A 14,606-nucleotide genomic window follows, 5' to 3' on the forward strand; every position below is an offset into this window, starting at 1 on the left:
CTTTAGTTGGAAGAGCCGAGAATGAGATCGGCGGCCTTCTCGGCCATCGCGATCGTGGTGATGTTGGTGTTTGCTGCGACGATGGTTGGCATGATCGAGGCATCGACCACCCGCAGGCCCTGGACGCCGCGCACGCGGCAATGGGCATCGAGAACGGCCAGCGGATCGTCGTCGTGCCCCATCTTGCAGGTCCCGGACACGTGCCAGCCGGACCAGACGGACTGCTTGACCCAATCGGCGATCAGGTCGTCATCCTTGATCATCGCGTGCATCCGATCGGCCGTGCCGAACTTGCGCTTGAGCAGCGTGTCGCGGAAGAATGGCAGGTAGTCGAACGCATAGGCGGCGCTGGCCGTCTTCAGCCAGTTGGATGGTTTGCGCACGCTCAGTGCCCGCGCCTCGTCGCTATAGCCGGCCAGAAACCAGGTGTTGACGTGCTGCTGGACATCCGGCGTCATCATGATGCGGTAGAGCCGCTTGAAGCCGTCGACCAGACGCATGAGGTCGCGCCCGTCAGACGCAAGGTTCAGATCGACGACGGGTTCGTCCGCTTGCGCTGACGTCTTCAGCGTGACCGTACCGCGCGAATAGGATTTGTTGACGCAGACGTTGAGTGCCCCCATCGCCTTGCCGAGCGGATGCCATCCAGCCCTGTTGACAGGCATGAGCAGCATGTCGCCGGGGTGGCAATCCTGGTAGTTGGAGGAATACCGCACGCCGAGAAAGATATGGCGGCGCTGGCCGGGCCGCAGACGCGCCGACTTCTTGAAATGTGCAGCGACCGCGAGATGCGGATGGTCGGTGAGATTTTCGCCAACGCCCGGACGGTCGGCCAGAACGTCGATGCCGAGATTGCGCAGCTGCGCTGCCGGGCCGATGCCGGCGCGCAGAAGGATGGCAGGAGAATGCAGCGCACCGGCGCAGACGATGACTTCGCCAGCGCTGTAGACCTTCGTCTCTCCGCCGATGGTCACCGAAACACCGGTAATCCGGGTGCCTTCGCTCACGAGCTTTTCCATGAAGGCATTGGCGAAGATGTGGAGGTTCTTGCGCGCCCTTACCTGCTTGTCGAGATAGCCGGTAGCCGTTGAAACACGGCGGTCATTCTCATTGGAGAGCGGCAGAGGGAAGGAGCCATCCTCGAATGTGCCGTTATAATCCGGGCGGTAGGGATAGTCCGCCTCCGTCGCCTTCAGCACCGACTTGGTAAAGCCTGCCCAGTCTTCCGGGAAAACGCGGCGGATCGGGATGCGGCCAGTCTTGTTGTGCATCTCGCCGTCGAAATCGAGATCGCGCTCCAGCTTCTTCAGATAGGGCAGCATGCTGTCCCAGCCCCAGCCCGGCAGACCGAGACTTTCCCATTCGTTATAGTCGTGCGGCAGGCCGCGCACGGCAAACTGGCCGTTGATGCTGGATCCACCGCCCATCACCTTGGCCTGCTCGAGCTTGGCGGTTTTCGGCGTGGCGGAGTTCAGCTTCGGGGAGCGGTTGTAGACCCTCAGATTGGTCCAGTGGAATCGCGGATCGAAGTAGGACAGGCCGGGGTAGCTGTCGGCGATAACATCCGGCACATCGTCCGGCGGCGTGTCCGGTCCCGCTTCGAAGAGCGCGACCTGCTTGCTGCCGTTTTCGGAAAGACGGCTGGCAAGAACGGCTCCGGCCGAGCCGCCACCGACGATGATATAATCATATTGCATGGAGGTGCGCTCGCTCAGGCGTAATTGACCCAGATGGCTTTCTGGCGGAGATAGGCTTCAATCCCAGCCCGGCCCATGTCCTTGCCGAACCCGGAGCCCTTGTAGCCGCCGGCCTGATAGGTGAATTCCGGACCGCGCCCGTGCTGGTTCACCCAGATCATTCCGGCCTCTATGGTATCGGCGGCCTTGAGCGCCTTCTTCATATCCGTCGTGTGGATACTGGCCGCAAGACCGTAGACCGGGTGGGCCGCCAGCTGCAGGCCTTCTTCCAGGTCCGAGAACGTGCGAACGGTGAGAACCGGACCGAAAAACTCGTCCTTGAAGCCGATATTGTCGTCGGAGACGTTTTCCAGAACGGTCGGTGCGTAGAAGCTGCCTTCATTCCGGCTTTCGAGTGCGGCTCCGCCGGTGATCACCGATGCGCCTTCGACAATGGTCTGGCGAACCATGCCGTCGATCCGGTCGAGCTGTTTGCGGCTGATGATCGGTGCAAAGGTCGTTGTCTCGTCCCAGGTCGGCCCCGCCTTGATCGCCTTGGTGATGCCGATGATGCGCTCGATCAGTTCATCCGCGATCGTGTCTTCGACGATCAGGCGCGAGCCTGCCGTGCAGACCTGTCCGGCATTGGCCATGAACGCCGCCGAAACGCGGGCCGCCACGACACTGAGGTCGCCCGCATCGGCCAGAACCAGCTGGGGGCTCTTGCCGCCCAGTTCCAGCGTCACCGGCTTGATGCCCGATTGCGCCGCCAGCGACATGATCGCAGCACCCGTCTGGGTCGAGCCTGTAAACGAGATCATCATGATGTCCGGATGGCGGACGATGGCCGCGCCCGTCGTATGGCCGTAGCCATTGACGACATTGAACAGGCCGGCCGGAACGCCAGCCTGTGTGGCCAGTTCCGCTAGTGCCAGCAGGCTGTGCGGCGTCAGTTCGGAGGTCTTCATGACGATCGCGTTGCCCGCCGCAAGCGCCGGTGCGAATTTCCACGCGGCCGTGATCATCGGGAAATTCCACGGCACGATCGCACCGACAATGCCATAGGGCTCGTGCTTCAGGATACTCAGCGTATCGGCTTGCGTTGCTGTGACGATCCCTTCGACCTTGTCGCAATATTCGGCATAGAAGCGAACGACGCCGGCGGTGCGCACGGCATCTCCGGTGATCGTTCCGGAGACCAGGCGGCTGGAGCCGAGCGCTTCGAGTTGCCCGAGATAGGTGGCGTTTTCCTCGATCAGCGTTGCGAAACGCATGAGGATCGCCGCCCGTTCACGTGGCACGATCCTGCCCCAATTGCTCTGCTTCAAGGCCGCCTTCGCCGCGTCTACAGCTTGCTGCACGGCAGCATCGCCGCCATCGGTGATGGTACCCATCAGCTGCAGATCCGACGGGCGCAGGACGGCGATTTCCTCACCCGGAAGCGCGATGTAGCGGCCACCGATGTGATGGCCCTGCGGGACGGCAACGGTGGACGGATCAAAACTCAAAGTCATGATGGTCTTTCCTTCTGCGGCGGTGACAGGCCGCATCTGATTGTAGCAGGGCGTTTTCAGCCCCTTCGGATCTGTGGTTGTCCGGCGCGCGGGATGGCGCGCCTCATTCGGCCTTTTTCGCCTGGCGCGCTTCCAGGAACGGGCGCAGCAGATCGGCGGATTCATGAAAGCGTTCCACGAAGCTCTTCAGGCGCGGGTGTTCGGGATGCAGGAGAACCTCGCCCGGAGGCCCTTGCTCGACGATCAATCCCTGATCGAGGAACACCACCCGGTCGGCGATTTCGAAGGCGAAACCCAGCTCATGGGTAACGATCACCATCGTCATGCCGCTCTTTGCCAGATCGACCATCGCCTTCATCACTTCCCCCACCAGTTCCGGGTCAAGAGCGGATGTCGGCTCGTCGAAAAGCATGACCTTGGGCTGCATGGCCATGGCGCGTGCTATGGCAACGCGCTGCTGCTGGCCGCCCGAGAGCTGGCGCGGATATTTATCGACATGCTGCTGCAAGCCCATGATCGCCAGGAGGTCGAGTGCCGTCTTGCGCACTTCGTCCTTGGGCTCTTTTTTCACGATGACGGGCCCTTCCATGACATTCTCAAGGGCCGTCATATGGGGAAACAGGTTGAACTGCTGGAAGACCATGCCGGTCTTTGAGCGGATCCGGTTGACTTCCTGGCTGGGGATCTGCGAGCCGCCCTTGTCTTCGGCCTCGGTGTGAAACAGCACCTCGCCGTCGATCACGATGCTGCCGCTGGTCGGCGTGTTCAACAGATTGACGCAGCGCAGCAGCGAGGTTTTCCCCGACCCGCTTGCGCCGATCAGGACAACGACTTCGCCCTGCCGGACGGCGAGATCAACCCCTTTGAGAACCCGCTTGTCTCCGAATTGAAGGCAGATGCGGTCCAGACGCAGGACGGTGGTTTCAGCCTTGCCGCTTGCGGATGCGATGGTGTCCGGTGTCGTGGTCATTTCACGCTTGCTCCGCTCTTTTCAAGTTTTCGCGACAGCAGGGTCAGCGGCACGAGGATGATGAGGAAGATGGCGCCAACGGCCGTGTAAACTTCCATCGGACGGTAGGTGAAGCTGCTGATATAGCTTGCCTGATAGAGCAGGTCGGGGACGGTGATCATCGAAAGAAGCGTCGTATTCTTCATCTGGATGATCGATTGACCGGCCAGTGGCGGGATCATTTTGCGGAATGCCTGCGGCAGGATGATACGGCGCATGCGCTGTCCGTAGGACATGCCGATGGCTGTGGCCGCATCTGTCTGTCCGGCATCGACGGACTGGACGCCCGCCCGTAGGATTTCGGCGTAGAAGGAGCCGACATAGCAGCTGAGGCCGATGAAACCTGCCCAGAATTTCGTGACGTTGACGCCCGCGAAGATCGGAAAGGCGTAGTAGACCCACAAAAGCGTGACCAGCAGCGGTATGTTACGGAAGAACTCGACATAGACCTGCCCGAAGATGACCAGCGGGCGAAAGGTGCTGAGCTGGATGAGGCCGATAAACAGGCCCAGCACGAGGCCGGCGCCGATTGTGATGACGGTAAAGTAGAGCGTCATCAGCAGCCCCTGCCAGAGCAGGCCGATATTGTTTGTGATGACAGTGTAGTCGAACATGGTTGTCCTCACCGGTGCATGTGCACGGGGACGCCGGAGACGCCGATAATAAAAGCCTGACCGCCGCGCGTGCCGCGGTCAGGCGGTTATGGGATCAGAAGCTGAAGCCTGCGGGGAGGATCGTCAGGTCGATGCCACGGGCTTCCCATGCGCGGGCAAGCTTGCCCTGTGCGAGACCGAGCGAACGCTCCTGCTGGATCCAGTTGGTCAGGAAGTTGATGTAACCTGCATTGCCGGGCTTGCGGGCGACTGCGAGTGTTGCCGGGTTGCGCAGGATCGGTTCCGGCAGCGACACATCGCCGATCTTCTGGTTGGTGATCTGCAATGCGTCGAAGACGGCGAACACGACGCCATCGGCCCGGCCGGACTGCAGTTCCATCAGCGCGAGACCGCGATCTTCGACCGGGGTGATCGTTGCCTTCGGCAACAGCGCCTCTGCGACGATCTGCATCGTGCTGCCCTTCTGGACAACGACGGTCTTGGACGGATCGTTGAGCTCGGCCCAGGTCTTGACCGGCTTGCCGGGAGGCGTCAGCACGGCCCAGGCGTCGGTGAACAGCGGTTCCCAGAGATAATCGACGACAAGGCCGCGCTTCGGGTTCGGATTGACGCCGATGGCGATATCGATCTTGTTGGACTGGAAGTCGGCGGCAAGGTTGCCCCAGGTGGTTTCGACCGGCTCGAGCTTGACGCCGAGCTGCGTGGCGATTTCGCCGAGGAATTCGTAGTAGAAACCGCTCCATTCGCCGGTTTTCGGATCCTTGATGTAACCGGGTTCCTCGCCGGTCATGACCGGAACCTTCAGAACGCCGCTGGAACGAATCTGGTCGATGACGGCCGAGGGATTGTCATCGGCCTGCGCGGCTATCGGCGCGGTCAACAGGCTCAGGCCCATGGCGGCGGCGGCGATAAATGTACGTAGTGCGGTCAGTCTCATTTTTATTCCCCTTTTTTAAGGTTTCTGGATGACTAGCTGCATAGGAATCCGTTTGAGAGAGGATCTCCTTTCTCAAAATGGATGGTTTGGGTTGAGGTGATGAAAGCAGCACCTTCGATCGCCACAACAATGGCTTCCCGGCCGGCAACCGTTGTCCGGCTGGCAAAGCGCGCCTGAAACGGAATGCCGAGGATATTGCTGGCGCGGTAGGTCTGATCCTCGGCAAGCAGGCCCTTGCTCAGGAGATGGGCCATGCGGGCGGCGGTGCCGGTGCCGCAGGGCGACCGGTCGAACTTGTTGGATTCCAGCACCAGGAAATGGACGGCGGCATCGGGCGATGCGGCGCTGTAAAAGAGAACGCTGGGCGCCGGCGATCCTTCGAATGGTGCCAGCCCCTGTACCTTTTGCTTGATCGCCGTCTTGATTCTGGAGCCGGCGAGCATCAGCGCCGAGGCATGTTCCGGCGCAAGCGTCAGGCCGAGCGCATCTGCATCGACCAAAGCGTACCACATGCCGCCGTAAACGATGTCGGTCACAACATCGCCGACGCCATCGACCGAAACGGCGAGGTCCTCAAGGCCGACATAGCTCGGGACATTCTCGATCCGCACCCTGTCCAGAGACCCGTCTTCGGCCCAGACAAGGCCGACCGTGACGATGCCAGCAGGGGTCTCCAGAGTGAAGCTGTCGCCCATCGCTGCGGTGATCTGTCCGGTGAACGCCAGCGTCTTGGCAAAGCCGATGGTCCCGTGCCCGCACATGTCGAGATAGACATAGGACGAGATGAAGAATGCCCCGTAATCGGCCACCTCGGAGGCAACCGGCACAAGGCCGACCATGGCGGCATGTCCGCGCGGCTCGTGCAAAAGGGCGGTGCGCAGATGGTCGAAGCGCAGACGGAAATCGTCGCGCTTTGAGCGAACGCTGTCGCCCGACAGCTTCGGGATTCCGCTCAGGATAACGCGGGTCGGGTGGCCTGCGGTATGGGAATCGATGACGCTGAAGGACGAAGAGAACGCAATCATGACCTAGCCTCGTCCGAACGAGTCGAGAATGCCGGTACGCATCGTCTGCCAGATTTCGTGGATGAGCTTTTCCGTCAGCTTCTGCGCGGCTTCGCCATCGCCCTCGATGATCGCCTCGCAAATGCGCGTCGTGTCTTCCAGCGACAGCTGGATGATCTTCGGATTCTGCTCGTAAGCATGGAAGCGGTAACGCAGCGCCTGTTTTTCCAGGCCGGCCAGCAGGCGCATCAGTGTCTTGTTCTGCGCAAGCGTGTAATGAATGAAGGAGCCGCGAACGTCGGCGATGAAGAACTGGCGAACGTCGTTCTTTGCCTGCGCCTCCTTCAGGTCGGCGATCAGAGTGTCGTATTCGGCTCGTTTGTCCGGATGGTCGGATTCGGCAGCCTGCCGTGCGATCAGCCCTTCGAGAGGAATGCGGCACATATAGATCTCGTCGAAATCGCGCTGCGACATCGGCGATACCCAGATGCCACGCCGTGCCTCACGAACGACCAGCCCGTCACGCTCCAGCAGCCGGAGCGCTTCACGAACCGGGGACCGGCTGACGCCGTAGCGTTCGGCAACCATCTCTTCTGTTAATCGCTCCTGCGATTTGATGCGGCCGAAGATGATCTCTTCCTCCAGCATCTCTGCGAGGTTTTCGGGAATGGCGACGGATAATTTCTGGATGCGCGCTAAAATCATGTCGACACCATAATGTATACAATATACACGTCAAGCCACTCGCAGCGGCTTTTTCATATTTTCATCACAGCCCGCTGCGGATTTGGCTTTGAACGGGAAAGGACACCGGCAATGTTTTCTGAAAAGATCGAACTTCTGATCGACGGCCAATGGCTTCAGGGCTCGGACGGCAAGACGGAGCCCCTGATCAATCCGGCGACCGAGGAGGTGCTGGCGACCGTCCCGCATGCAACGCTCGCCGATCTCGACAGGGCGCTGGATGCGTCGGCAAAAGGGTTCAAGGTCTGGAAGGCGATGACCGCCATGCAGCGCGCCGTCATCATGAATAAGGCTGCGGACCATATAGAGCAGTGCAAGGATGCGATCGCGCGGATACTTACCCTGGAAAATGGCAAGGCGATCGGCGAGGCCACCGGCGAAGTCCAGTTTGCAGCCGACGCGACGCGCTGGTATGCGGAAGAGGGCAAGCGCGCCTATGGCCGCATTATTCCGGCCCGCCTTCCCGGCGTGCGTCAGATGATGTTCAAGGAGCCGGTTGGTCCTGTCGTTGCCTTTGCCGCCTGGAATTTCCCGGCGAGCAATGTCATTCGCAAGATCTCAGGCGCGCTTGGTGCCGGGTGCTCGATCATTCTGAAGCCGGCGGAAGAAACGCCGGGCACGGCTGTGGCCATCGCGCGATGCTTCCAGGATGCGGGTCTTCCCGATGGTGTTCTCAATATCGTCTTCGGCGACCCTGCGCGGGTGTCCTCGCACCTCATCGCCTCCAAAATTCCGAAAAAGGTTTCGCTGACGGGATCGACTGCTGTTGGAAAGCTGCTGCAGAAACAGGCCGCCGATACGCTGAAGCGCTGCACGATGGAACTTGGCGGCCATGCTCCGGTCATTGTCTATGAGGATGCCGATCTCGAAAAAACCCTCGATACCGTCGTCATGTTCAAGTTCCGCAATGCCGGGCAGGTCTGCACGTCGCCGACCCGCTTTTATGTGCACGAGGCGATCTACGAGGCCTTCATCGCCGGTTTTGCTGCGCGGGTGGAGAAATTGAAGGTCGGCAACGGTCTTGAGGATGGCATTCAGATGGGGCCGATGATTGCGCCCCGGCGCCTTGATGTCATGGACGCGCTCGTCAGCGATGCCAAGGCAAACGGTGCGGCCGTGGTAACCGGCGGCGTGCGCCTTGGCGGCAAGGGGTATTTCTACGCCCCGACGCTGTTGCGCGATGTGCCCGATACGGCGCGGATCATGTCGGAAGAGCCCTTTGGTCCGATCGCGCCGGTCACGCGTTTCTCGACCTTCGATGAGGTAATCGAGCGGGCCAACAGTCTGCCTTACGGCCTTGCCTCCTTTGTTTTCACGTTCAATCTCAGTTTGGCCCAGAAGACGGAGATGGCGCTGGAAGCCGGCATGGTCGGTGTCAATCATATGATGGTCTCCACCCCCGAGACGCCGTTCGGTGGCGTGAACGAGTCCGGATACGGCTCTGAAAGCGGCATCGAAGGTCTGGAGGCTTATCTGCGAACAAAATTCGTGACCGAAGCCTGACGGCAGTCGGCTTGCATGACCGGAGCGGCGGATGCTTTCAGGGCCGTTCCGGTTGTCCCGCGTGGCACTGTTCATCGTTGGTTTCTGCCAGGGATGCCGCCCGTTACCTCATGGCAGTTTCTTCAAGCGATGAGAGGGCTTCTCAGAGAGGAATTTTTACTCTTGTAAAAATAGAAATACATATGTATTCATTACCTCCAGGGGGCCACCGGGACAGAGGAGTCCATCGGCGGACAGTTCCCCGGATGAGCAGGCGAAGGAGGTTTCGCCTGCCGCAAAGGGAGGTATTCCATGAAGAAACTCGCTACGCTGTTGGCGTGCGCCGCATTTGCACTTCCTGTCGCCGTGCAGGCTCAGGATGCGGCCGGAACGACAAAGAAGGACTCTTATCGCTTCGTCATCGTGCCAAAGGTCGTTCACCCCTGGTTTGACAAGGTGAACGATGGTGCGCAGATGGCCGCCGCCGCCCTGAAGGCGCAGACGGGCGCCAATATCGAGGTTATCTATTCGGCGCCGCAGGCTGCCGACGTGGTCCAGCAGAACCAGATCCTTGACAGCGCGCTGGCCACGCAGCCGGACGGTCTTGCCATCGACCTTCTCGATCCTTCGGGCAATCGCGCCTCGCTCGAGGAAGCCCAGGCCCAGAAAGTGCCGCTCGTCATCTTCGATTCCGTTCCGCCGGAAGGTATGAAGATCACCTATATCGGCTCGGATTTCTGCGAGCAGGCGAAGATCGCCGCCCGCCGCCTCGTCGAAGTGCTCGGCGGACAAGGTGAAGTTGCCATCATGATGGGTGTGCCGACGGCGCCGAACCATGCCATCCGCGCCGAATGCCACCGTCAGGTCTTTGCCGAAAACCCGGGCATCAAGGTCGTCGCCGAAGGCATCGACAATGACAGCATCGAGACCGCGCAGCAGCAGGCCGCGGCCATCATGCAGGCCAATCCGAATCTCAAGGGCTGGGTCGCTTCCGACGCTGCCGGCCCGATCGGTATCGGTCAGGCGATCGTCGAAGCCGGCAAGCAGGGCGAGGTTACCCTCGTCGGGCTCGACAACCTGCCGGAAATGCTGGAGATGATCCGCAATGGCGTTGCCGACAGCTCCTCCGCATCGCAGCCGGAACTGCAGGGCTACTGGTCCGTCATGATGCTCTGGTCGCAGGCCACGGGCGCACCGGTTCCCGGCTATATCGACACCGGAAATGCCTTCCTCACCAAGGAAAACGTCGGCGGCTGATCAAGCTCCCAGGACGATCGCAGGGGCGCGGGCCCAAACCCGCGCCCCTGACCGCGTCTTGCCTGAAGGTGGTGGCATATGGCTTATCTCGAAACGCGGGGATTGGGCCGGGATTTTCCCGGTGTAATCGCCCTCAATGACGTCGACCTGACGATCGAACTCGGTCGAACCCATATTTTTGCCGGCGAGAACGGTGCTGGAAAGTCGACCCTCGTCAAGATCCTGACCGGAACCGACCGGCAGACGCGTGGCCAGGTCCTGATCGACGGCCGCGATCCGACCGAGGACCCCGCGCTTTACCGCAACGTCGCCTATGTGCCGCAGGAGCTGACCCTGTTTCAGCAGATGACGGTGGCGGAAAACCTGTTCATGCCCTTCGACCGCACCGGTCATGGCGGCACGCTGTTCAACCGCCGCGCCCTGATGGAAGAGGCGCAGGCCTATCTGGCCCGCTTCGGCATAGAGGCGCGGCCGCAGGATCTCGTCGCCCATATTTCGGTTTCCGACCAGCAGTTGCTGCAGATCGCGCGGGCGTCCACCAATGAACATATGAAAGTGCTGATCCTCGACGAGCCCACCTCCGCGCTGACGCGCGTTGATGTGGACCGCGTGTTCAAGGTCATCCGCGGCTTTCTCGACCGCGACCACGCCGTGGTGTTTATCAGCCACAAGATGGATGAGGTCTTTGAGATCGGCGACGACTATACGGTCCTGCGCAACGGCGAGAAAGTCGAGAGCGGCAAGGTTTCCGATATCGCCGAGGCCGATCTGATCCGCGCCATGTCCGGCCGGCATCTCGCCATGGAAGACCATTTCCGTCCGGAAACGTCGGTGACCGATACGATCATGCAGGTGAACGGCCTTTCGGGTGCCCGCTTCAAGGATGTCAGTTTCGATCTGCGCCGCGGGGAGATCCTCGGGTTCGCCGGTCTTGTCGGTGCCGGACGCTCCGAGGTGATGCAGACCATCTTCGGGTATCTCAAGGCTTCCGGCGGTACGGTCTCGGTCGAGGGCAAGGGCTGGCCGCTCAACGACACGTCCCGCTCGGTGACGGGCGGCATGCTCTATCTCTCGGAAGAGCGCAAGCATCATGGCATTTTCCCGATGCTGTCACTGCGCGAAAACATCGGCATTTCCATACTGTCGCTCACGGTCGGGCCGCTCGGCATCAGCGACAGGCGCGAACGCGCCGGCGTGCAGAAGATCATCGACGATTACGGCATTCGCACCGCCGGCATGGGCAAGCGTATTTCGCATCTGTCGGGCGGCAACCAGCAAAAGGCGATCATCGGTCGCGCCATGGCCAACCGGCCGCGCGTCCTGATCTTCGACGAACCCACCAAGGGCATCGATATCCGCACCAAGGCGGAAATCTACCGCATCATGAAGGAGCTGGCGGAGGACGGCGTGGGCGTCATCCTCGTCTCCTCCGAGATCAATGAGCTGCGCAAATGCGCGAGCCGCATCATCACCATGCACAACGGGCGCATCACCGGCGAATTCGATACCGCCGCGACGGACACCGAAATCCTTGTCGGCGCCATTTTCGGAACGGAGGCGAAAGCCGATGCAATCTAGTTCTCTCTCGATCCTGCTACGCAATCCGCTGGCCGGCGTCTTCGTTGCGCTTGCCGTCATCTTCGCGCTGTCGTCGCTGATCTCGCCGTATTTTCTCACGCCGTACAATATGATGGTCGTTGCCCGCGGGCTGGCCTTCGTGGGACTGATTACCATTGCGCAATCCATGCTGATGGTGCTCGGCGAGCTTGACCTGTCGCTTGGCGTCATCGGCGGGCTTTGCGGTGTGGTCTCCGGCATTCTGATGGTGAAGATGGAGATCAATCCGGCTCTTTCGATGCTGCTTGCCGTCCTGTTCGGCGCCTGTCTCGGGCTGCTGAACGGGCTGCTGGTCACCGTGCTCAGACTGCATTCGCTGGTGCTGACCATCGGCACGGCCGGCATTTTCGGTGGGGCGAACCTGGTGCTGACACGCGGCGTGGCAATCACTGGTATTCCGCGTGAGGTCCAGTTTCTCGGCCGTGGCGATTTTCTCGGCGTGCCGGTGCCCTTCCTCATCATGTTGCTGGCTCTGATCGCGGCCGCCTTCGTGCTGCTCAAGACGCCGTTCGGCCGGTACATATACGCGATCGGCAACAATCCGCAGGCTGCCCGCATGCTCGGTATTCGGGTCGATCGCATCCGCCTCATCGTCTTCGTTGTCGCCGGTGCGCTGGCGGCCCTGGCCGGTGTGCTGATGGTGGCCCGCCTCGGCACGGCCCAGCCCTCGATCGGGGATACCTGGGTGCTCGCCCCGATCGCAGCCTCCGTCATCGGCGGGGTGGCCACGACCGGTGGGGTCGGCAGCCCGATCGGCGCTATTTTCGGCGCTGGCATCATTGCCGTTATTGAGAATATCATCGTTCTCTTTGGCGTTTCTCCCTACTGGCAGGGTATCGTTTCCGGTGCCATCGTCGTACTGGCTATCTCTTTTGATGCCATTTCCCGCCGCTATCTGCGCCGCGACGCTGCCTGAACGAACAACCCGGCCAAGACCTTACGGAAAACACGATCATGACCGAACACGCTAGAACCAAGAAACTGATCAATGCGCCGGAGAATATCATCGCCGAGATGATCGAGGGCATGGTGGGCGCGCATCCCGACATGCTGAAGGTCGAGGGCCAGACCGGCCGGGCCGTCGTCGCCGTCGACGGGCCGCGTGACGGCAAGGTTGGCATCGTCATCGGCGGAGGCTCCGGCCACGAGCCTGCCTTTGCCGGCTATGTCGGGCGGGGCCTTGCCGACGCCGCGGCCGTGGGGAATGTCTTTGCCTCGCCTTCACCGGCACAGATTGCCGATGCCGCGCGTGCGGCGGATGGTGGCGTCGGCGTGCTCATGCTTTACGGCAACTATACAGGCGACGTCTTGAATTTCACCATGGCGGCCGAGGAACTGGCAGCCGAAGGCATGACCGTGCGCCACGTTGCCGTCGCCGACGACGTGGCATCGGCACCGCTCGACCGGAAGGAGGAAAGACGCGGCATTGCCGGGGATTTCTTCGTGTTTAAGATTGCAGGCGCTGCCGCCGATCTTGGCGAGCCTTTGGCCCGCGTCGAGGCGCTGGCGCAGGCGGCCAACGATGCAACCCGTTCGATGGGTGTGGCGCTCGCCGCCTGCTCGTTGCCACAGACCGGAAGGCCGAATTTCTCCATCGGCGACGAGGATATGGAAATCGGCATGGGCCTGCACGGCGAACCGGGTATCCGCCGCCAGAAGCTCGCGCCCGTCGATGAGGTGACCGACGAACTGCTGGATACGATCGTCGGCGAGCTTTCGCTGGCGAAAGACGACCGCGTGGCGGTGCTGGTGAACGGACTGGGCTCTACGACACAGATCGAACTTTACCTCGTCTTCCGCCGGGTGAAAGAGCGGCTGGATGCCCTCGGTGTGGAAATCCACGCCTCATGGGTTGGCGAATACGCCACCTCGCTGGAAATGGCCGGAGCTTCGATCACGCTCATCAAGCTGGATGCAACGCTCCAGAGCCTGCTCGATCATCCGTGCCGTACCCCGGCGCTGACCGTCGGCACGCTCACTGATGGCGCGGCGGCCGGCCTGCGCAGCCGCCGGACGGAGAAGGCGGCGGAAAACCGCAGCAGCACCGTTGAGGCAGCCCGTGACCTTATCGCGGACGGTGACGTCACGCCCGCCATATTCCGGGCGATGATGCAGAATGTCGGCGACCAGATCATTGCGGAAAAGGATTGGCTTTCGGAACTTGACGGCGTCATCGGCGACGGCGACCATGGCATCACCATGGAAATCGGCTGGAGAGCCGTGCAAAGCGCCATGCAGGATGCTCCGGACGACGAGACGATCGAAGGGACGTGCAAACGGATGGCAAAGGCCTTTCTGGATGCCGTCGGCGCATCCTCCGGCCCGCTCTATGCGACCGCTTTCCTGCGTGCGGGAACGGCGGTCGGAAACCGGCTGAACCTAGATGGTGGCGCGATGGCCGACTGGCTGACGGCCGCTTGCCAGGGCATCCGGGATCGCGGCAGGGCCGAGCCCGGCGACAAGACGATGATCGATGCCTGGGTTCCTGCCGTGGTGGCGGCCCAAGCCTGCGCGGACAAAGGCTTGCCTGCCCTTGAAACGTTGGCGGCGGCGCGCGATGGCGCTGAAGCCGGCATGCGTTCCACGGTGGCGATGGAGTCCCGGCGTGGCCGCTCGGCCAAGCTCGGTGCCCGCTCGGTCGGCCACATCGATCCTGGCGCTGCGTCAAGCTTTATCATGCTGCGCGCCATGGCCGGCGCATTGGAAACCGCGCTTGGCTGAATGAGGCGATAGCCTCTCCTCAGCATGCAGG

At 61.5% G+C, this 14,606-nt stretch carries 12 protein-coding genes; 5 read left to right on the forward strand and 7 right to left on the reverse strand.

The features are described 5' to 3' along the window. Positions 1–2 precede the first annotated feature (2 nt). The 7 genes from ADU59_RS13110 to ADU59_RS13140 form a co-directional block, all read right to left on the reverse strand. Complete coding sequence (locus tag ADU59_RS13110; RefSeq protein ID WP_068954581.1) at positions 3–1,697, reverse strand: GMC family oxidoreductase; 1,695 nt, start codon at positions 1,695–1,697, stop codon at positions 3–5. Positions 1,698–1,711: 14 nt separating this feature from the next. Beyond that, positions 1,712–3,190, reverse strand: a complete 1,479-nt coding sequence (locus ADU59_RS13115) for an aldehyde dehydrogenase family protein (protein WP_068954888.1) — start codon at positions 3,188–3,190, stop codon at positions 1,712–1,714. Positions 3,191–3,293: 103 nt separating this feature from the next. Further along, the gene (locus tag ADU59_RS13120; protein ID WP_068954582.1) at positions 3,294–4,160 is read right to left on the reverse strand and encodes an amino acid ABC transporter ATP-binding protein; all 867 of its coding nucleotides are present in this window, start codon (positions 4,158–4,160) and stop codon (positions 3,294–3,296) included. After that, a complete protein-coding gene (locus ADU59_RS13125) occupies positions 4,157–4,813 on the reverse strand; it encodes an amino acid ABC transporter permease (RefSeq protein ID WP_068954583.1) in 657 nt (218 codons plus the stop codon). The genes ADU59_RS13120 and ADU59_RS13125 overlap by 4 nt, the downstream gene beginning before the upstream one ends. A gap of 94 nt (positions 4,814–4,907) precedes the next feature. Continuing rightward, positions 4,908–5,750: a transporter substrate-binding domain-containing protein gene (locus ADU59_RS13130; RefSeq protein WP_068954584.1), complete on the reverse strand. Its 843-nt coding sequence runs from the start codon at positions 5,748–5,750 to the stop codon at positions 4,908–4,910. 32 nt (positions 5,751–5,782) lie between these two features. Further along, positions 5,783–6,775 (reverse strand): proline racemase family protein, encoded by a 993-nt coding sequence (locus ADU59_RS13135; RefSeq protein ID WP_068954585.1) that lies wholly within the window; start codon positions 6,773–6,775, stop codon positions 5,783–5,785. A gap of 3 nt (positions 6,776–6,778) precedes the next feature. Beyond that, positions 6,779–7,459, reverse strand: a complete 681-nt coding sequence (locus ADU59_RS13140; protein ID WP_083198251.1) for a GntR family transcriptional regulator — start codon at positions 7,457–7,459, stop codon at positions 6,779–6,781. Positions 7,460–7,570: 111 nt separating this feature from the next. Between ADU59_RS13140 and ADU59_RS13145 the strand changes: the two genes are divergently transcribed. From ADU59_RS13145 to dhaL, 5 genes are all read left to right on the forward strand, one after another. Then, the gene (locus ADU59_RS13145) at positions 7,571–9,001 is read left to right on the forward strand and encodes an NAD-dependent succinate-semialdehyde dehydrogenase (protein ID WP_068954587.1); all 1,431 of its coding nucleotides are present in this window, start codon (positions 7,571–7,573) and stop codon (positions 8,999–9,001) included. 291 nt (positions 9,002–9,292) lie between these two features. Beyond that, entirely contained in the window at positions 9,293–10,237 is a 945-nt protein-coding gene (locus ADU59_RS13150; RefSeq protein ID WP_068954588.1) for a substrate-binding domain-containing protein, read from the forward strand. Between the two features lie 78 nt (positions 10,238–10,315). Beyond that, positions 10,316–11,815, forward strand: a complete 1,500-nt coding sequence (locus ADU59_RS13155) for a sugar ABC transporter ATP-binding protein (RefSeq protein ID WP_068954589.1) — start codon at positions 10,316–10,318, stop codon at positions 11,813–11,815. Then, entirely contained in the window at positions 11,805–12,770 is a 966-nt protein-coding gene (locus ADU59_RS13160; protein WP_068954590.1) for an ABC transporter permease, read from the forward strand. The genes ADU59_RS13155 and ADU59_RS13160 overlap by 11 nt, the downstream gene beginning before the upstream one ends. 38 nt (positions 12,771–12,808) lie before the next feature. Continuing rightward, positions 12,809–14,575: a dihydroxyacetone kinase subunit DhaL gene (gene dhaL / locus ADU59_RS13165; protein WP_068954591.1), complete on the forward strand. Its 1,767-nt coding sequence runs from the start codon at positions 12,809–12,811 to the stop codon at positions 14,573–14,575. The last annotated feature ends 31 nt before the right edge of the window (positions 14,576–14,606 follow it).

The sequence above is a fragment of the Pararhizobium polonicum genome (assembly GCF_001687365.1).
In the GTDB taxonomy this organism is placed as follows: Bacteria; Pseudomonadota; Alphaproteobacteria; order Rhizobiales; family Rhizobiaceae; genus Pararhizobium; species Pararhizobium polonicum.

Bases quoted from the DNA above. Each gene is read 5' to 3' on its own strand.
- ADU59_RS13155 (WP_068954589.1), top strand. From the start codon at position 10,316: ATGGCTTATCTCGAAACGCGGGGATTGGGCCGGGATTTTCCCGGTGTA.
- ADU59_RS13115 (WP_068954888.1), bottom strand. From the start codon at position 3,190: ATGACTTTGAGTTTTGATCCGTCCACCGTTGCCGTCCCGCAGGGCCAT.
- ADU59_RS13130 (WP_068954584.1), bottom strand. From the start codon at position 5,750: ATGAGACTGACCGCACTACGTACATTTATCGCCGCCGCCGCCATGGGC.
- ADU59_RS13150 (WP_068954588.1), top strand. From the start codon at position 9,293: ATGAAGAAACTCGCTACGCTGTTGGCGTGCGCCGCATTTGCACTTCCT.
- ADU59_RS13140 (WP_083198251.1), bottom strand. From the start codon at position 7,459: ATGATTTTAGCGCGCATCCAGAAATTATCCGTCGCCATTCCCGAAAAC.
- ADU59_RS13160 (WP_068954590.1), top strand. From the start codon at position 11,805: ATGCAATCTAGTTCTCTCTCGATCCTGCTACGCAATCCGCTGGCCGGC.
- ADU59_RS13135 (WP_068954585.1), bottom strand. From the start codon at position 6,775: ATGATTGCGTTCTCTTCGTCCTTCAGCGTCATCGATTCCCATACCGCA.
- ADU59_RS13110 (WP_068954581.1), bottom strand. From the start codon at position 1,697: ATGCAATATGATTATATCATCGTCGGTGGCGGCTCGGCCGGAGCCGTT.
- dhaL (WP_068954591.1), top strand. From the start codon at position 12,809: ATGACCGAACACGCTAGAACCAAGAAACTGATCAATGCGCCGGAGAAT.
- ADU59_RS13125 (WP_068954583.1), bottom strand. From the start codon at position 4,813: ATGTTCGACTACACTGTCATCACAAACAATATCGGCCTGCTCTGGCAG.
- ADU59_RS13145 (WP_068954587.1), top strand. From the start codon at position 7,571: ATGTTTTCTGAAAAGATCGAACTTCTGATCGACGGCCAATGGCTTCAG.
- ADU59_RS13120 (WP_068954582.1), bottom strand. From the start codon at position 4,160: ATGACCACGACACCGGACACCATCGCATCCGCAAGCGGCAAGGCTGAA.